The sequence below is a fragment of the Providencia sp. NPDC089933 genome (genome assembly GCF_049545585.1).
Lineage (GTDB): Bacteria > Pseudomonadota > Gammaproteobacteria > Enterobacterales > Enterobacteriaceae > Providencia > Providencia huashanensis.
Window position 1 is genome coordinate 1 of the sequence record NZ_JBMWDT010000016.1, and the last position, 18,435, is coordinate 18,435.

Consider the following 18,435-nt stretch of genomic DNA (forward strand, 5'->3'; position numbering starts at 1 on the left):
AGGGATGATATCGACTGCAACCACTTCGTGATTTTGTGACAGTAACATGGCGTTAGATAGGCCGACGTAGCCGGTCCCTGCGATTGCTATTTTCAAACTTGCCTCTCAATTTCTGCTACGGATGTATTATTTTATTGATGGTAATAAGAACGATACCAATCAACAAAGGCCTGAACACCCTGCTCAATAGACACTTGTGGACGATAACCTGTCACATTAAATAGGTCTTCAGTGTCTGCCCAAGTTGTGTAGACGTCCCCTGCTTGCATAGGTAAGAAGTTTTTAATGGCCTCTTTACCGAGCGCTTTTTCCAACGCTGAAATAAACTCAATCAATTTAACGGGCTGCCCATTACCAATATTATAAATACGGTATGGCGCACTACTTTCTGCCGGTGAGGCACCGTTATTGTGCGGGTCTGCTTGTGGAATTATATCCGAAATACGGATCACACCTTCGACAATATCATCAACAAAAGTGAAATCACGGCTGAGATTGCCGTTATTATAGACATCAATGGGCTCCCCCGCCAAAATAGCTTTAGTAAATTTAAATAAGGCCATATCTGGCCGGCCCCAAGGGCCATAAACGGTAAAGAAGCGCAGCCCTGTTGTAGGCAACTGGTATAGATGTGAATAGGAGTGCGCCATCAATTCATTGGCTTTCTTCGTTGCTGCATACAATGAGATTGGGTGATCGGTTGGCATATCGGTAGTAAATGGGGCCTTATCTGTCACGCCATACACGGAACTAGAAGAAGCATACACAAGGTGTTTTACTTTAGCTTGGCGGCAACCTTCTAAAATAGCTAGGTGACCCGTTAAATTGCTATCTGCATAAGCAAATGGGTTTTCCAACGAATAACGAACCCCCGCTTGTGCCGCAAGGTGAATAACCCTATCGAATTGCTCTTGGGTACACAATACCCTGATGGTTTCGCGATCGGTTAGGTCAAGGTGAAGAAAACGAAATAGCGGAAATTGTTCTAATAAATGTAAGCGGGATTGTTTAAGGCCCTGATCATAGTAAGCATTAAGGTTATCAATACCGACGACCTCATGCCCACTTTCTAATAAACGCTGACATAGCCTAAAACCAATAAAGCCTGCACTTCCCGTGACCAAGTATTTCATATTCACCATCTTCTAGCATTAAACCATTTCCAAGCTCTAATTGAGCGTTTTGGTCATTTAAATAAACTGACCTGAATATAAGACACAAAAAGTCAAAAATGGTTTTATCGCTAACCGAATAATAAATAAAAAATTTTCCTTTTAAAGAAACGTTAAGGTTAGATAGGAAGAAAGGTAGACGATATAAAGATAAAATCAGTAGCAGGTATGGTTAGATACCTGCCACAACTTACTGATATTTAGTTGTTATCTACTTTATCTGCGGATTTTAAAGTGCGGTAAATATAATTACGATAGCTATCTAGTAGCTTCTGGTCTTCGCAATCATTCAATTTACCCTCACAAAGATGGCGCATCTTAATATTAGCCTCATAGAATGGCGAAACCTTTAAATTTGCGCGCTCCAATAGGATACCCCCTAAGAAGGAAATATCGGTTAATGGGCCTATTTCAATATGTGTCCCTGATTTCAAATTATCACGTAACGTAAATTGAGTCAGGTAAGCTGGTGACGACAGAGGGGAATTATATTGATTTAAACTAATACCCGGCTGGTGATCACCAAAATACAAGAACATTAGTGGGCGGTCTCGCTTTTCAATAAAGCTAGCAAAGTCACGGATTGATGCATCTGAGGCAATAATTTTCTCCATATAGTGGCTAAATTCACCGGCAGCATCTGCCTGTTTAATTTTGTCTTTTATCCCGTAATCATCACTGTGGCTCTCTTTATAAGGCCCATGCTCATACATTGTTAAAGAGAAAATAAAAACAGGTTTGTCCGTTTCTTTTGCTAAAATTTCTTTGACATATTTCAGCATATCTTCCGTGCTGATTGTCCATAGATTATCTTGTAATTTACCTGGATAACCGAGTTCTTGTGGCTGGATAATTCTATCGACACCGAGGGTTTCATAAGCATGACCTGAATGGTAAGCCCCTTTATTAAACGGTGTTAAGACAACTGTGTAATAGCCATTGGCTTTCATTTCTTTGAATAGGCTATTTTTTAAGTTATCGACAATAAAATAAAAAACACCGCTTTTTTGTGCACCAAAATCATCACTATTTAAACCTGTGAGCGCTGAGAACTCTGATAGCCAAGTACCACCGCCAAAAGTCTGAACCCGCATTTGGCTAGATGCAGCAACACCCTCATCTTGCTGGAACATGAATAATTCAGGAAGTTTTGTCCCAGCAGGTAAATCATAAATATTTGGGTTAACCGTTGATTCTTGAAGTAATAAAACAATATCTGGCTTTTCTGAAGGCGTTGTATTTTCTAACGTTACCGTTGCCGCTTTCTCGATGAAATAATCCGCAGAACCTGCAAATTGCGGTGATTGATAACTCGAGTTTTTTGCAGACATGATAATATTTGTGACTGTCCCACGGCCCTTAGGTAAAGTTTGAGACCACCGATCATAATAATGATCGCTTGTAAAACTCGCCCCAAAATAACCCGCAACAACTAAGATCAGCCCAACAATACGTGAAGTTAATGATTTAGATGATGACACTAGGCGCCAACTGATAACACCATTAACCACTAGCAAAATAACCAAGGCGACCAAGGCAACACCCGCTAACCAATAATGGCCCAAGGTGCCCATATTGGAGGTATCGGTCATGATGTTAATATCGGTGAAGAAAAGTTGTTCTTTGTAGTAATGAACTTTTAACTGGTTTAAAAATTTAATGATAATAAACAAGGTACTGGTAATAACCACTGAAAATAACCAGCGAGCTGTAAGCACCATTAAAACACCAAATAAGGCAGCATATACACTGATTGAAATCAGCGCAGGATAAATCACACTCCCTTTTTCAAACACTAAAAAAAGTGAGCCAATAAAAATTAATGCCAGATAAAAGCCTGCAAATAACTTTTTCTTCATCGGTTTTACCACAAGGTTAATATTGAAGGTTTGCTATGAAGCACTACTATAACGGACTAAAACACTCAGTTTATTCAACGAAAATCCCTTTATCACGCAAATAGTGCCCATCGCCTTTACGACGAGTAAAACCGCTTTTATCAAAAAACTCAAGAATTTGAATCGCAAGTTTTCGACCAATGCCCAATTGATTACGAAAATCCGCCGCAAAAATCACTTCATTTTCTAAGCAATAACGATGGATCTTCGCAGCAAAATAGCTAATTTGCTCATTGCTGTAATAACGGTCACGCACAATCGCGATAACTAACCCCATTTGTGCGGCTTTTTTAAGTACGCGCCGCATTGTCTCTTCCTCATAGCCACTTTCTAATGCGAGATCACGTACCCACCAAGCCTCATTACGAGAAAATAACGGGTAAATCTGCTGCCAAATTAATTGTTGCTCAGCGTCGAAAACCAACCCATGCTGAGGCATATGTAACCAACCGCGCGTTTGCTTAATGACCTTTTCATCAATAAGGTCATTAATCAGCTTAAACACTAGCGCTTCACTCATAGAAGGGAGCGCCATGCGTTTTAATCGGGCTTTCCCAACCCCGATTTGGTCACTATGGACTTGGTTAAATTTCTCAAGGGTCTGTACTAAACGCTCTTTAGCCACTTGGGCTTTAAATGCTGACAGTACATTGTTACCGACACGCTCTGCATCTGTTTGCACCAATAAGCTTTCTACCGCTTCATGGGTTAATTGCCGCGCCCAGCTGTATTCCTGTAAATTAAGCTCCCCCTGAGGAAGTTGTAACTTAAAATGCGCAAGCTCATCGTGCTCTTTACACAGCTTTGATAACCAATCTAAAAACTCGGGAAGCCTTTTGCCACGACGCGGGGAGACTAAGCGGATCACACGTGCCCCGCCTAATGTCTGGCGAGCACTTATATCACGGATAATCAGCCGGTCATTATCCACTAACCATAATGGAGTATCTAAAATTAACTCGGCAAGAATGGGGGTTTCCCCTTGCTCCACTAATAAAGATACACGTCCGGTAATGTGACTTGCTCCATGATAAAGATGTACAGGTTGCCAATGCTTAATTAATGCGTCACATTCCAGCTCAACAATCACACGGTTTGCAATAAAGGCCGGTTGCTGAGACAACAGCCAATCACCTCGAGTGATGTCTTCTTTCGCGATATCACCGGATAGGTTCAATGCCACACGGTCACCCGCTTGCGCACAGTCTGAGGATTGATTTTGCCGATGGACCCCTCTGACTCTAACCGGTTTATCTGCACCAGTAACCCATAGTGAGTCCCCGACTTGTATTTTCCCTGCTAACGCAGTTCCCGTCACCACAATCCCAGCCCCTTTTACATGGAAAACTCGGTCAATGGCTAAACGAAAACGGCGCTGCAAATTTTCATGAGCGCCGTTGAGTTGATGTAACTGTTGTAGATATAAACGTAGTGATTCAACACCACGCCCATCTTCGCTAGAGGTGATAAATAATTTAGCGTCAGGCCAACCTTGCCGTGCTAGCTCTGATTTAGCTTGTTGTATCACTTGTTCAATACGTGAATGGTCAACTCGGTCAGCCTTGGTAAGGATTAACGTGATATCTTGGCAGCCAGCGAGCCTTAAAATGGATAGATGCTCAAGTGTTTGAGCCATTACACCATCATCACATGCCACAACCAGTAGAGCATGGTTAATGCCGCCAACCCCAGCTAGCATGTTCGCTAAGAATTTTTCATGCCCTGGCACATCAATAAAGCCGATTGCACTACCATCCTGTTGCGGCCAATAGGCATAACCGAGGTCAATCGTCATCCCACGTTTTTTTTCTTCGGGAAGGTGAGATGTATTTATACCTGTAATCAATTGAATTAATGATGTTTTACCATGGTCAACATGGCCAGCTGTCGCAAAAATCATGAAAGTAAAACCTGTAATAAAGCATGTTCATCATCAAGACAACGCAGGTCAAGCCACAGCTTGCCTTCTTTCATACGACCAATAACGGGTTGAGGTAGCCGCCGCCATTGGGAGGCAAGTTGTTCCAGCGTACTGCCTTTTCCATCTAATGGTGCAAAAGTCACCGCAAAACTCGGTAACCGGTCAATAGGTAGCGAGCCGCTTCCTATTTGCGATAAGCAAGACTCAACTTCCACAATAAACTTGTCACCGTAAAAAGCTTGCAGTGCTACTAAGATATTTTCCGCGCTCCTTTGGATCACTTCTGGCTCACGGGTTAGCCATCGCAAGGTCGGTAACTCAGTAACTAGTTTTTCAGGGGTTAAATAGAGTTTTAGGGTAGCTTCAAGCGCAGCTAACACCATTTTATCAACGCGCAGTGCGCGTTTTAACGGGTGCTTTTGGATTGCCTCAATCCATTTTTTCTTCCCTAAGATAATCCCTGCTTGTGGCCCACCAAGAAGCTTATCACCGGAAATAGAAACTAAATCAACACCTTGAGCAAGATAGGTTTGAGGCATTGGCTCAGCGGGTAACCCCAAGGTTGTCATATCAATCATGGAGCCACTGCCTAAGTCAATCGCCGTCGGTAACTGGTATTTTTTGCCCAGTTCCGCTAATTCATCTCCCTCTACCTCAGCAGTAAACCCTTCGATGCTATAGTTACTGGTATGTACCTTCATTAACAATGCAGTTTGCTCATTAATTGCATTTTCATAATCACGTAAGTGAGTACGGTTTGTTGTGCCCACCTCAACCAGTTGGCAACCGGCCTGTGCCATCACATCTGGTACGCGAAAAGCCCCGCCAATCTCGACGAGTTCACCACGAGAAACAATGACTTGCTGACCATTCGCGATTGTTGCCAATAATAACAAAACTGCCGCTGCGTTATTATTAACAATGCATGCATCCTCTGCCCCTGTTAATTCACAGAGTAAATCCGCAATCGCGCGGTCTCTGTGACCACGCATGGCGCCATCAAGAGAATATTCTAATGTAACTGGCGAATTCATCACTTGGCTAACTGCATTAATCGCCGAGGTTGGCATTACTGCTCGACCTAAATTGGTATGCAGTACCGTCCCCGTTAGATTAAAGACGCTTTTTAACGCACTTTGCCCTAATGTTTGGTGGCGGACAGATAGTTCTTTTAGCCAGTCATCGTGCCAAGCGGGTAATTTTCCAAACTGTGAAATACAAGTTCGGGCTTGTTCTTGCATTTCACGTAAGCATGCTGTTACCCAATGCAATCCTGATTGCTCGACCAATACTTGTACTTCATCAAGCTGCAATAATTTATCGATTGCAGGAAGTTGGCGATATAAAACAGAATTTGATTCAGCCATAGTTACGATTCTCTGTTTGTTACCGCTTATTTTTCACCAGGGAATAAGAACGGGTTAATACTGCTACGTGCAAAACCTTCTTCTTCCATACGTGCATCCAAAATAATTGACGCTAAATCATCAGCAACTGCTTCGACTTTAGCTTCTTTCTCTTGGTAAAGGATCTTCAGATAACTTCCACAATCACCACAACTTTCCGCTTTAATGGCTGCGTTTTCGTCATCCAGTGACCAATAATTCAGTTGGCCTGTTTGCTCACAATTGCTGCATTTCACACGCACCATGTGCCATTCGGTTTCACATAAATTACAGTGTAAATAACGCAGCCCCTGCGAAGTCCCAATTTGTACAATGCTTGATACAGGCATGCTATTGCATACTGGGCAGAAATGACGGTGGTCACCATGTTCCGCGCGCGCTTTACCGGGGATATTTGCAGCCATTTGCGCCCAATACACAGATAGAGCAGCCCAAATAAACATGGATTTTTCCGCAGGGACTTTCTCAAACTCCTCATTTAATAACGCGGTCGCCATTGCCTCTAATTCAGTTTCGGATGCTTTATCTAAGTTTTCTAATGCTGGGCGAACTGATTCAGGGACAATTGGCATTAACTCAGCGATAATAGCGGTCAATAATTTGTGCCAATGTGTTGTACGTGGGAAGGTTTTTGCATCTAAGGGGGGGTTGTTTGTATTAATTGAACGCTCAAGAATAGGCGCCATATCCACGTCTAATGGATTATCATGTTGTGCATTATGTTGCGCAGTAGCAACTTCAGCTGCAAAATTCAGATAATCTGCAAAGGGATGCTCACCAATACCGAGTTCTTTCAACCGCTCAGCACGGCGTTGATATAAACTTTTTAGGTTAGGAAATAGAACCGGAGGAATAAAACCAATTCCTTTTTCTTTCAATCTTTCTTGCCCTAACTCTTCTTTAGGAACGATACGAATACCCATTGCGTTCTCTCTTTTCTATTTTTTTATAACGACAATCCCCGAGAAATGGCTGACCATTTTCCCGAAGCGTCTTTGCTCATCATATTTTATATCCGCGAAAGCGGTGCTCTAATACTCAGGATAAAACAAAAGTAGCGTTGAGGCTACTCTGGCCCTCGAATTATCTATGATATAACCCCGTAGTAGATCAAGGTAAATGTAAATCAGGATGATGGTTGTTTTATTTGATATAAATAAATTGTTATCTCTAGGATAAAAATTCTGGAGTTGTGGTTTGGAGTGATTATAACTGCAAGCTTATGATGTAAACAGCCTTCTATTTGCAACAGAAATTGGTATTTTGTCCTTATTTCAAGATGTTTTTTTTATTGCTGTTGTTCAATCAGAACGAAATAAAAACATAAATATAATTAATATCTATTGTATCTTTTAGATAAAGATAAATATAAAAAGCACTTATGGTCAATAAATACGCGACCAAATACTATTCGGTCGCGTATTAATAAAATAACAATTTTGCTTCCTTAGAGGTATAACAGCCCCTTTGGTACAATCAAAATACCAAATAAAAAGCAAATATCATTAATAACCAGTTAGTCTTTAGATTTTCAGTAACTCAGGGTAATACATACGTTTAATTGCGAGCTCTAAACCTCTAACCTCCGCTAGACCTTTTAGACGCCCTATGGCGGAATAACCCGGGTTAGTCACTTTCTTCAAATCATCCAAAATTTGGTGACCATGATCTGGTCTCATTGGAATTGGTGCAAGCCCCGCAGCATGGCGTTTTTGTTCAACCGCTAAAATGGCTTTGACCACTTCAAACATATCGACATCGCCTGCAATATGATTTCCTTCATGGAAAGTATTTGGGTTGTTTTCTCTCACCGTTGAACGTAAATGTGTGAAATGAATACGATCACCAAATTCATTAATCATTTTTACTAGGTCGTTATCGGCTCGCACACCATAAGAACCTGTGCACATAGTAAACCCATTATGAATGCTATCGCAGCTTTGCTTAATAAACCGCATATCTTCAATGGTAGAAACAATACGTGGTAGGCCTAAAATTGGGCGTGGAGGGTCATCAGGGTGAATAGCTAAAACCACATTTTCTTCTTCACACACAGGAACGATTTTCTGCAAGAAATAACGTAAGTTCTCACGTAACTGATTTTCATCAATATTATTATACAGCGCCAAGCGCTCACGGAATTGGTCTAATGTATAACCTTCTTCTGCGCCCGGTAACCCTGCAATGATGGTTTTAATCAGGTTTTCGATATCATCAGATGACATATTGGCATAATACTCAGCCGCTTCTTTAACTTCTTGTTCTGAATAACTCGCCGCCGCATTTTTACGTTTTAAAATATGAATTTCAAACGCAGCAAAGGCAATATTGTCGAACCGTAACGCTTTGGAGCCATCAGGTAGCGTATAAGCAAGGTCAGTACGCGTCCAATCTAGAATTGGCATAAAATTATAGCAAATGGTCTTAATACCACAGGATGCTAAATTACGGATACTTTGCTGGTAATTTTGAATATAGAAATCAAAATTACCTTGTTGAGTTTTAATATCTTCGTGAATAGGAATACTTTCCACGACAGACCAAACTAACCCAGCATCTTCAATGATAGATTTACGCTTTAAAATCTCCTCAACACTCCAAACTTCACCGTTAGGAATATGATGGAGCGCAGAGACGATTCCCGTCACCTCTGCTTGCCTAGCATCACTTAAAGAAACAGGGTCATTAGGACCGTACCAACGCCACGTATGCTCCATGAGTACTTCTCCTGCGATTATTCAAAAATAGTCTGATAAGGAATTGTTTCAAATAAGTAACCATCAAAATTGGGGTCATCAAAATCAGAAAGCTGCATTAGCGTATTTTTGACATTTTCTAAATGCTGCCACATCTCTTTTTTAGCCAATTCAGGATCACGTTTTTGTAGTGCATTTAAAATATTTTCATGATCAATCAACCACTTCTTCCGGTAAGTCGTATTGTCGATATGCTCATGTAGCTTATCCCACATAGGGCTTTGTAACCGCACAGCCCAGATATCATCAATAATCTTCGCCATCATGTCATTCTTGCTTGCGCGAGCAATTAACACGTGGAACTTATGATCATTAGCATCGTCACTTTCATTATTTGCGACTTTGATTCGCTCATCTTCTAATAATGCGCGGATCTCTTGAATATCGGCTTTTGTTGCTGATAAAGCAGCACATGCTGCTATCGCACTTTCAATCACTTGGCGCGCTTGCAGTATTTCAAAAGGGCCATGGTCTAAGCTTTTGACTTCATCAATTAATAGGTCTGGGTGATTGATGACATAAACACCAGAACCTTTCTTGATAGAAACCAATTTTTCAATTTCCAACATGATGAGTGCTTCACGTACCAATGAGCGACTAACATCATATTTTTTAGCGATCTCACGCTCTGGCATTAAACGACTTCCTATCGGATATTCACCAGATGCAATGAGCTCTTTTAACTGCTGACCTAGGTATTGGTACGAGCGGTATTGAGTTTTCATATATATGTACAACGCGTTGTCGAATTAAATTTAGTTCTTCCATTGTAGATTATCGTCCCTCACCACAATGGTCAACCAATTTATCCACTATTTCTGCAAAATTAGTTAACCAATTTGTGATCAGATTCACTTATTGTCGTCTTTTTAGTCATTGTTTTTTAATTTATCGATTGATAGAGTGAAAAAAAGAATATTTGGTTAACCAATAAATAAACCAGTTTGAGTATAAAGGGGTAATTTGGTTGATCAGTTGGTTAACAAGTAATAGGGATTTAGGCCAAAATGAAAATCATAAAAGCAGAAGTCTTTGTATGTAGCCCCGGTCGTAATTTTGTCACATTAAAAATTACTACTGATGAAGGCATATATGGACTCGGTGATGCCACCCTTAACGGGAGAGAACTCTCAGTGGCATCCTATCTTCAAGATCACCTCTGTCCTCAGTTGATAGGCCGTGACCCACATAAAATCGAAGATATTTATCAATTCTTCTATAAGGGAGCCTATTGGCGCAGAGGCCCAGTTACGATGTCCGCCATTTCTGCGATTGATATGGCACTGTGGGATATTAAAGGCAAAATTGCCAACCTTCCAGTTTATCAATTACTCGGTGGAGCTTCTCGTGAAGGTGTGATGGTTTATTGCCACACAACAGGCACCGATATTGCCGAAACACTAGATAACTACGCGAAATATAAAGAAAAAGGTTTTAAAGCGATCCGTGTGCAGTGCGGCATACCAGGAATGGCAACCACCTATGGGCAGAGCAAAGGAAAAAACCTTGCTTATGAACCTGCCACAAAAGGCCATCACCCTGAAGAGCAATTTTGGTCAACCGAAAAATACCTCGATTTTATGCCCAAACTGTTTGAAGCCGTACGCGACAAATATGGTTTCAATGAACACCTTTTACACGATATGCACCATCGCTTGACCCCTATTGAAGCAGCTCGCTTCGGTAAAAGTATTGAAGATTATCGATTATTTTGGATGGAAGACCCAACACCAGCGGAAAACCAATCTTGTTTTAGATTAATTCGTCAACATACCGTCACCCCAATCGCTGTAGGTGAAGTTTTTAATAGCATTTGGGATTGTAAACAATTGATTGAAGAGCAACTCATCGATTATATCCGCACCACAATCACGCATGCTGGAGGGATCACGGGTATGCGCCGGATTGCTGATTTCGCTTCTCTTTACCAAGTCAGAACAGGTTCTCATGGTCCATCTGACCTATCCCCAATTTGCCATGCTGCCGCCTTACACTTTGATCTATGGGTACCAAATTTCGGCGTTCAAGAGTTTATGGGCTACTCCGAAGAAATGTTATCCGTATTTACGACCAACTGGACGTTCAATGATGGTTATATGCACCCAAGTGATAAGCCCGGTTTAGGTATCGATTTTGATGAAAAACTGGCAGCGAAATACCCGTACAACCCAGCTTATCTTCCAGTTGCTCGTCTCGAAGACGGCACGTTGTGGAACTGGTAATTTTTATTTTATTCGGAGTCAAATATGAAAGCTGTAAAATCGGTAGTAATTAAAGAACCTAATACATTATTGATTGAAGAGCGTTCAGTTCCTGAGCCAACTGAAAATCAAGTACAAATAAAAGTTCGCTTAGCCGGTATTTGTGGTTCTGACAGCCATATCTACCGTGGCCATAACCCATTTGCAAAATATCCACGCGTGATTGGCCATGAATTTTTCGGTGTCATTGAAAAAGTCGGTTCCAGCGTAGACAGTAAACGCATTGGTGAACGAGTCTCTATCGACCCTGTTCTCAGTTGTGGTCATTGCTACCCATGTTCAATTGGTAAACCAAATGTTTGCGAGACACTAGAAGTATTAGGCGTTCATACTGATGGCGGGTTCACTGAATATGTTAATGTCCCTGCGGCAAACGCTTATACCATTCCCGATTCAATCAGCGATGAATGTGCCGTTACCGTTGAACCATACTCTATTGCCGCCAACGTGACTTCGCATGTTCACCCAACTCAAGATGATGTCGCATTAGTCTATGGTGCGGGTACGATTGGGTTAACCTGCGCACAGGTTCTTAAAGGAGTTTATCAGGTCAAAACCTTAATTGTGGTTGACCGCGTGACTGAACGTTTAGCAAGAGCAAAAGATTGTGGTGCTGATATTATCATTGATAATTCACAAAGCCCACTGCCAGAACAACTCAAAGCACTGGGGCTCCGCCCAACGTTAGTACTTGATGCAGCTTGCCATCCCGCTATCTTACAAGAAGCCATCTTGATTGCTTCCCCCGCGGCAAGAGTTTCTATTATGGGCTTTTCAAGTGAAGCAAGTGCCGTTACACAGCAAAGTATTACCAGCAAAGAGATTTCATTATTTTCTTCGCGTCTGAATGCCAAAAAATTCCAAGAAGTAATTAGCTGGATAGAATCTAAAAAAATTGACCCAACAAAAATCTTAACCCATCAGTTCCCATTCACTGAAGCGCAAGAGGCAATATTAACCTTTGAAAAAGACCAGAAGACCTGCTGTAAAATTCTTTTAACCTTTTAATTTAATTAAAAAAACTAAATCCGATTTTGGATACTACTCTACGTGATTAATAGGATAATAATATGAATACTCAGTCAATTGACCCATCAGGGAAAGTGGAACGCAGCTCTGGCGATCTGACCAAAGCTGCAGTTTCAGGCTGGCTAGGAACCGCTCTGGAGTTTATGGATTTCCAGCTTTACTCGTTAGGCGCAGCACTTGTTTTCCATGAAATATTTTTCCCTGAACAATCCGCTTCAATGGCATTAATTCTTGCTATGGGAACTTACGGTGCCGGATATGTCGCACGTATTGTTGGTGCGATTTTCTTTGGTCAAATGGGCGACCGAATCGGCCGTAAAAAAGTACTCTTTATCACCATCACCATGATGGGGGTGTGTACTACATTAATCGGGGTATTACCAACCTACGCACAGGTAGGTATCCTCGCACCGCTGTTATTAGTTCTCTTGCGAATTATTCAAGGTTTAGGGGCAGGCGCTGAAATTTCGGGTGCAGGCACCATGCTGGCAGAATATGCACCAAAAGGCCGTCGTGGTATTGTGGCCTCATTAGTGGGTCTGGGAACAAACTGTGGCACATTAAGCGCAACTGCAATTTGGGCTGTTATGTTCTTCTGGTTAGATAAGTCAGACTTACTGGCTTGGGGCTGGCGTGTACCTTTCTTGGCAAGCTTCGTGGTAATGCTGTTTGCAGTATGGTTACGACTGAATCTGAAAGAAAGCCCTGTATTTGAGAAAGTGCAAAATACGGAAGAACAAGAAGCCAAAGTCGCAGTACAAGCACCACCGAAAGAAAGTTTCTTTGCCATGTTTAAATCTAAAGCATTTTGGTTAGCGACTGGCATTCGTTTTGGCCAAGCAGGTAACTCTGGGTTAATTCAAACTTTCTTAGCAGGATATTTAGTTCAAAGCCTATTGTTTGATAAGAGTATTCCAACTGATGCGATCATGATCAGCTCCGTTGTCGGTTTCCTAACTATTCCTGTAATTGGTCTGATATCAGATAAATTTGGTCGTCGTATTCCTTATATTATTCTTAGCTTATCTGCCATGTTGCTCGCCTATCCGATGTTATCTGTCATCGTCGATGGCGCGAACAGCGTTAGCTTAATTACCATCTGTATTATTATCGTTCATAACTGTTCAGTACTCGGATTATTTGCCTTAGAAAATATTACGATGGCTGAAATGTTCAACTCACGTAACCGTTTTACTGGTATGGCTGTAGCCAAAGAAATTGGTGGCTTAATTGCCTCTGGCTTAGGCCCAGTTCTAGCAGGCATTTTCTGTAGCATCACAGGAAGCTGGTGGCCAATTGCAATCATGATCATCATTTACTCTGCCATTTCATTAATCAGTGCCATTATCATGCCTGAAGTGAAAGATCGTGATTTAACCAGCACGTTGGATGCGGTTGAAGAGGCTGAACAACAAAAAGGTAAAGTGAAATATGCAACTGTCAACCAATAACCTAAACCAATTACCCGCCACAATCAAAGTACCAAGCTATGATAGGGAGCAGGTAAAGGTAAAAATGCTTCACTTAGGTTTCGGCGCGTTCCATCGCGCCCACCAAGCCATCTTTGCGGATATTTTAGCTACGGAGCAGCAGAGTGATTGGGGTTTTTGTGAGGTCAATTTAGTCGGTGGGGAACAACAAATTGAAGATTTACTCGCTCAAGACTGCCTTTATAACGTAGTTGAAATGCAAGGCGATAATTGGCAAACCCGTACTGTCGGTGTGGTAAGAGAAGCATTACACCCAACCATTCACGGAATTGATGCCGTTATCAATCGCATGTTAGACCCTAATATTGCCATCGTTTCCATGACGGTTACTGAAAAAGGTTATTGTTATGTGCCCGCGACAAGCTCGATTGATTTTGCGAACCCCGCTATTGCGCATGATTTAGCCTCACCAAACACCCCTAAATCACTGCCGGGTCTGATTGTTGAAGCCTTAAAACGCCGCAAGGCACTGGGTATTGCACCATTTACAGTCATGTCCTGTGACAATATGCCTGAAAATGGCCATATTACGAAAAATGTCATTTTAGCGATGGCTGCAAAACAGGATATTGCATTGGCCAATTGGATTGAAGCCAATGTCACCTTTCCATCCACCATGGTGGATAGAATTGTGCCTGCCATGACACCAGACACCGCAGAAAAAATTCAATCCCAACTAGGCCCTGTCGTTGACAAAGTCGCCATTGCCTGTGAGCCATTTCGCCAGTGGGTGATTGAAGACAATTTTGTCGCGGGTCGCCCTGAGTGGGAAAAAGCGGGCGCTCAGTTAGTCACAGATGTCGTTCCATTTGAAGAAATGAAGCTGCGCATGTTAAATGGTAGCCACTCATTCCTTGCTTATTTAGGTTATTTGGCTGGTTACCAATATATTAATGAATGCATGCAGGATAGTGCTTATGAAAAAGCAGCTTATCACCTGATGGTCAATGAGCAAGCACCAACGTTATCCATCAAAAATGTGGATTTACCCGCCTATGCTAATGCCCTGATTGAACGTTTTAAAAATACGGGGTTGAAACATCGTACTTGGCAAATCGCTATGGATGGAACATTGAAATTATCTCAACGTTTACTCGATTCTATCCAAATTCATCTGAAAAACGGCCAATCATTTGATTATTTAGCCTTAGCTGTTGCGGGATGGATGCGTTATGTCAGCGGAAAAGATGATCATGACGTAGAAATTCAAGTCAGCGACCCACAGGCTGTAAAGTTGGCCGAGCTCGTTGCAAACAGTACTGATGATGAAAGCCGTGTTCGCACACTACTTTCTCTTAACAGTTTGTTTACCGAAGAACTGGTTAATAATTCGTTATTTACTGAAAAGGTGACTGCATTCTACCTTTCACTACGTGATAACGGTGCCAAGAAAACTGTTGAAGCTCTCAACCACCAGCACGACTTATAATAACATTTTAGTAGGCGGGACTTCCCCCGCCTCTTTCACCCACATCAATCCGAATCTATTGGTAGCTGTTTATTTTCTTTCGAAAATTGGCGACCAGAGAAAAATATCAAACATAACGGGATTAATGTAGCAAACAATGCATATTCTCTTGCATAATCAGCGAGTAATACCATGAGAAATGCCCCACCAGCAAAACCCAAGAGCGTCAGAAAATAACAATAACTTTTATACAATGCGTTTTTTCTGGCTTTACCTTTAAATGCGATAGACTCTGCTAAAGAACTAAAACCTAGCTGTACATTTAAGGTGACTGCAATATTCCCGTATAACATGCCATTAATTTTGTGGAATGCATTACCCTGCATACCTGCAATAAAAGACAAAGCCCAAACGGCATGAAACCCCTTAGATTGGATATTGAATAAAAAAATATACGCGATCAGCAGCAATAAAAGGGCTATTTCAAGTGACAGTAAAGTGAATGTCCATGTTTTCTCATCGGTATTATAGCGATAACGGATCAATGCCAGTAACATAGCTCCCGCACCAAATGAGAAAATAGAAATAACATAAGGCGTCACCGCAGCCAGACCGTTTTCAGCAAATTGATAACCTAGCATGATGATATTGCCCGACTGAAACGTCGCAAATGATTTCGTTGTGAAAAAGGCATAGCCATCCAACATCCCTGAGGCAATCGCTAATAAAAATGCAATAGTGGGTAATTGCATAAACGGCACTTGTGGTGAAGAGGTTGTCATATTTTATTTCCCTGTATTGAACTCTCTATTTTTGAGCAGCTCGGCCGACTCATAATCGAAGTGATATGCACCTTAAAAATTGTCTTAAATAAATTTGTTTTTTTGCCAATTTGGTCGATACATAATCCAAAATAACCAAAATAATGAATAGAGGGCGGAACAATAATTGAGTATTTCTTAATAAACCGTTTTTTATTTTTAGAGCTAAATAAAAATAAAAAAACCAACTGTAAAATAAATGCAAATTCAGAATTGAAATTCAAAATAAACCGTGATTAAAAACTTCACTAGAAATACTCGCAATTAAAACCAACAAGGCAACAACACCAAAAAAGTGAAGTGTTTTAACTCTCCTTTGCCGGCTTTTAATTGCTAATGAGTAATATTTTTCATATTAATAACTTAGCATTCCTGTTGTAACCAAATGAATTACAACAGGAAAACAAAAATAACTACCGAGTTAGCGGCGTAAACCAAATGGCTTGCTGCCCACTAATTAAACGCTCTTGATTAATCCAAGTAAAAGGAGCAGGAACCTGTGTTTGTAATCTAACATCTTCAGCCCCTCTCTGTGCTGTTAATGTTGGCGTCAGTACGACGGGTTCAGGCCCGTATATGGCGGCCGACGTTGAATCTCGTTCATTGCGGCCTCCACATATCACCCATAGTTGGTTTAATGTTGCGATAGCATAAGGGATAAAATCCGCTCGCCCAGTCGGTGGGTTTTCCACAGAATAAAGATGGCTATCAATTTCAACTTTCAAATCACTCGGTATGCCCGCTGGCGCCGCCAAAATATCAGCGCGTAATGCACTATATAACCCCGCGAGTTCTGGGACTTCTAATTCATGTGCCGCAGCCAAAGCAATGCGCCCAATAGGAGTTGCCGTGACACTGACTGCATGGCCTGCCATTGCCCAGCCACTATCACGCTCATTAAGGTGTGTCACTCGATAACGGGCGAGTATATCCCCCGCTGGGCCCGCTAGCACCACCGTGTGGTACAGTTTATCGGTATCAATTTCAGGGTAACTACCTACAATATACCCTTCCCTTCATAAGCTGCTTTGCAAAGGATTTGTTCAAATACCCCTCCTCGTGTTTCGGCATGGGACAAAATAATATTCGGGTCATCGGTATAAGGAAGTGCCGAAAGCTCAGGTAAAACTAAGAGTTCATTCTCACCCACCTGAATAGAGTCTAACTTAGAGACTGATTTTTCCCACTGGGCTGCAATAAAAGTGGTTTGCACTATCGTCGAAGTTGCATTGATATCCGTAGGGCTACGATGAAATGCAAGTGTTGGGGAATATAAGTCAGGACGACGCTTAGCAAGCAAAGTATTACGCTGTTTATCGGCTTCATCTAAATCAATCATTGCGCTATATATGCCATTCAACCCGGGTTCCAATTCTAAAGGGCTTAACACCGGGGACTGCGCCACCTTATGACCGGACGGGGACCACACACTCGACCCCCCATTATAATACAGCTGTCCCTTGGTAATTGGATTCGTTTCAATACCGCTGCGTGTCGCACAAACTACCCATACGCCATTCAGTGCACTCATATGTTGAACATGGGCCACTGTTGAGTGGTCACCTAGCATTTCTGCCGCTGTTGCATCAGGCATCATACGGTCCGAAACTGAATGCCAACCAATAATTTGAGCCCCTTCAAGTGCCGCTAAACGAACATATTGCCAATAGGTATCGTCATAACAAATTAATAATGCGATGCGGCCTATCGGGGTATCAAACGTTTTCACACCAGTATTACCCGGAGCAAATACTTTTTGGTCTTGGGAGTTCAACCCTATTTTTCGATATTTACCAATGATACCTTCAGGCCCCATTAGGACCGCTGAATTATAAGCTAAACCTGTTTCACTATCTCGCTCAGCAATACCAACGCTCATATACATGCCAGTCTGTGCGAGGACAGGTAAAATTGCCGCCGTCGTTTTACCCGGAATAGTATCTAAATAAGGTGCTAACTCAGCCGTGTCCGAAAATAAATAACCGCTAACCGCTGTTTCAGGAAAAACGGCATAGTCGACACCCTGAGCAGCAACTTTCTCTGCAGCTGCAACTAGGCGTTGAATATTCCCATTTAAATCACCCCATGCAGGAACAAAATCAACGGCAGCAACCTTACTGCTTTTTTTAATTTCAGAAATACGCATATGACAATCCTTATTCAACGAATAGAGTAGTAAAAAGCCCCCACTATTAATGAATAATTAATCGTGGATAGAATAGAAAAATAATTTATGGGTTTAAAAAGTGAATTAATCCATTCAAATTCTGTGC

The 18,435-nt window shown here is 41.7% G+C and carries 15 protein-coding genes; 4 read left to right on the forward strand and 11 right to left on the reverse strand.

Annotation, left to right across the window (positions count from 1 at the left end; genetic code table 11):
* The 8 genes from ACPEH5_RS18850 to ACPEH5_RS18885 all read right to left on the reverse strand — a co-directional run.
* A partial coding sequence (locus ACPEH5_RS18850; RefSeq protein ID WP_349488890.1) for a hypothetical protein occupies positions 1-96 on the reverse strand: 96 nt, incomplete at its 3' end.
* 35 nt (positions 97-131) lie between these two features.
* The gene (locus tag ACPEH5_RS18855; protein ID WP_042846752.1) at positions 132-1,133 is read right to left on the reverse strand and encodes an NAD-dependent epimerase; all 1,002 of its coding nucleotides are present in this window, start codon (positions 1,131-1,133) and stop codon (positions 132-134) included.
* 239 nt (positions 1,134-1,372) lie between these two features.
* Complete coding sequence (locus tag ACPEH5_RS18860; RefSeq protein WP_048605680.1) at positions 1,373-3,031, reverse strand: LTA synthase family protein; 1,659 nt, start codon at positions 3,029-3,031, stop codon at positions 1,373-1,375.
* 70 nt (positions 3,032-3,101) lie between these two features.
* Entirely contained in the window at positions 3,102-4,970 is a 1,869-nt protein-coding gene (selB, locus tag ACPEH5_RS18865; RefSeq protein ID WP_048605678.1) for a selenocysteine-specific translation elongation factor, read from the reverse strand.
* A complete protein-coding gene (gene selA, locus ACPEH5_RS18870; RefSeq protein ID WP_279863552.1) occupies positions 4,967-6,358 on the reverse strand; it encodes an L-seryl-tRNA(Sec) selenium transferase in 1,392 nt (463 codons plus the stop codon). Before selA ends, selB begins: the two co-directional genes overlap by 4 nt.
* 26 nt (positions 6,359-6,384) lie before the next feature.
* Complete coding sequence (fdhE, locus tag ACPEH5_RS18875) at positions 6,385-7,320, reverse strand: formate dehydrogenase accessory protein FdhE (protein WP_129467248.1); 936 nt, start codon at positions 7,318-7,320, stop codon at positions 6,385-6,387.
* Between the two features lie 600 nt (positions 7,321-7,920).
* Positions 7,921-9,114 carry a mannonate dehydratase gene (gene uxuA, locus ACPEH5_RS18880; RefSeq protein WP_042846757.1) on the reverse strand — a complete coding sequence of 398 codons (1,194 nt, stop codon included), beginning with the start codon at positions 9,112-9,114 and terminating at the stop codon, positions 7,921-7,923.
* Positions 9,115-9,131: 17 nt separating this feature from the next.
* Positions 9,132-9,878: an FCD domain-containing protein gene (locus ACPEH5_RS18885; RefSeq protein ID WP_004906196.1), complete on the reverse strand. Its 747-nt coding sequence runs from the start codon at positions 9,876-9,878 to the stop codon at positions 9,132-9,134.
* 282 nt (positions 9,879-10,160) lie between these two features.
* Here ACPEH5_RS18885 and manD point away from each other — a divergent pair, with 282 nt between their 5' ends.
* The 4 genes from manD (at position 10,161) to ACPEH5_RS18905 (ending at position 15,362) form a co-directional block, all read left to right on the forward strand.
* Complete coding sequence (gene manD / locus ACPEH5_RS18890; RefSeq protein ID WP_166686678.1) at positions 10,161-11,375, forward strand: D-mannonate dehydratase ManD; 1,215 nt, start codon at positions 10,161-10,163, stop codon at positions 11,373-11,375.
* Positions 11,376-11,399: 24 nt separating this feature from the next.
* Entirely contained in the window at positions 11,400-12,422 is a 1,023-nt protein-coding gene (locus ACPEH5_RS18895) for a Zn-dependent oxidoreductase (RefSeq protein WP_042846758.1), read from the forward strand.
* Positions 12,423-12,484: 62 nt separating this feature from the next.
* On the forward strand, positions 12,485-13,894 hold the full coding sequence (locus ACPEH5_RS18900) for an MFS transporter (RefSeq protein ID WP_042846759.1): 1,410 nt from the start codon (positions 12,485-12,487) through the stop codon (positions 13,892-13,894).
* Positions 13,875-15,362: a mannitol dehydrogenase family protein gene (locus tag ACPEH5_RS18905; RefSeq protein WP_166686679.1), complete on the forward strand. Its 1,488-nt coding sequence runs from the start codon at positions 13,875-13,877 to the stop codon at positions 15,360-15,362. Before ACPEH5_RS18900 ends, ACPEH5_RS18905 begins: the two co-directional genes overlap by 20 nt.
* A gap of 44 nt (positions 15,363-15,406) precedes the next feature.
* Here the strand turns inward: ACPEH5_RS18905 and ACPEH5_RS18910 are convergent, their stop codons facing one another.
* The 3 genes from ACPEH5_RS18910 to ACPEH5_RS18920 form a co-directional block, all read right to left on the reverse strand.
* Positions 15,407-16,123 carry a YoaK family protein gene (locus ACPEH5_RS18910; RefSeq protein WP_042846762.1) on the reverse strand — a complete coding sequence of 239 codons (717 nt, stop codon included), beginning with the start codon at positions 16,121-16,123 and terminating at the stop codon, positions 15,407-15,409.
* 452 nt (positions 16,124-16,575) lie between these two features.
* Positions 16,576-17,115, reverse strand: coding sequence for a hypothetical protein (locus ACPEH5_RS18915; protein ID WP_281111434.1), 540 nt, complete (start codon positions 17,113-17,115; stop codon positions 16,576-16,578).
* 44 nt (positions 17,116-17,159) lie between these two features.
* The gene (locus ACPEH5_RS18920; protein WP_281111433.1) at positions 17,160-18,308 is read right to left on the reverse strand and encodes a nitrilase-related carbon-nitrogen hydrolase; all 1,149 of its coding nucleotides are present in this window, start codon (positions 18,306-18,308) and stop codon (positions 17,160-17,162) included.
* Positions 18,309-18,435: the final 127 nt, after the last annotated feature.

Excerpts from the sequence above, each read along its gene's own strand:
- ACPEH5_RS18855 (WP_042846752.1), bottom strand. The coding sequence starts at position 1,133 with ATGAAATACTTGGTCACGGGAAGTGCAGGCTTTATTGGTTTTAGGCTA.
- ACPEH5_RS18860 (WP_048605680.1), bottom strand. The coding sequence starts at position 3,031 with ATGAAGAAAAAGTTATTTGCAGGCTTTTATCTGGCATTAATTTTTATT.
- selB (WP_048605678.1), bottom strand. The coding sequence starts at position 4,970 with ATGATTTTTGCGACAGCTGGCCATGTTGACCATGGTAAAACATCATTA.
- selA (WP_279863552.1), bottom strand. The coding sequence starts at position 6,358 with ATGGCTGAATCAAATTCTGTTTTATATCGCCAACTTCCTGCAATCGAT.
- fdhE (WP_129467248.1), bottom strand. The coding sequence starts at position 7,320 with ATGGGTATTCGTATCGTTCCTAAAGAAGAGTTAGGGCAAGAAAGATTG.
- uxuA (WP_042846757.1), bottom strand. The coding sequence starts at position 9,114 with ATGGAGCATACGTGGCGTTGGTACGGTCCTAATGACCCTGTTTCTTTA.
- ACPEH5_RS18885 (WP_004906196.1), bottom strand. The coding sequence starts at position 9,878 with ATGAAAACTCAATACCGCTCGTACCAATACCTAGGTCAGCAGTTAAAA.
- manD (WP_166686678.1), top strand. The coding sequence starts at position 10,161 with ATGAAAATCATAAAAGCAGAAGTCTTTGTATGTAGCCCCGGTCGTAAT.
- ACPEH5_RS18895 (WP_042846758.1), top strand. The coding sequence starts at position 11,400 with ATGAAAGCTGTAAAATCGGTAGTAATTAAAGAACCTAATACATTATTG.
- ACPEH5_RS18900 (WP_042846759.1), top strand. The coding sequence starts at position 12,485 with ATGAATACTCAGTCAATTGACCCATCAGGGAAAGTGGAACGCAGCTCT.
- ACPEH5_RS18905 (WP_166686679.1), top strand. The coding sequence starts at position 13,875 with ATGCAACTGTCAACCAATAACCTAAACCAATTACCCGCCACAATCAAA.
- ACPEH5_RS18910 (WP_042846762.1), bottom strand. The coding sequence starts at position 16,123 with ATGACAACCTCTTCACCACAAGTGCCGTTTATGCAATTACCCACTATT.
- ACPEH5_RS18920 (WP_281111433.1), bottom strand. The coding sequence starts at position 18,308 with ATGCGTATTTCTGAAATTAAAAAAAGCAGTAAGGTTGCTGCCGTTGAT.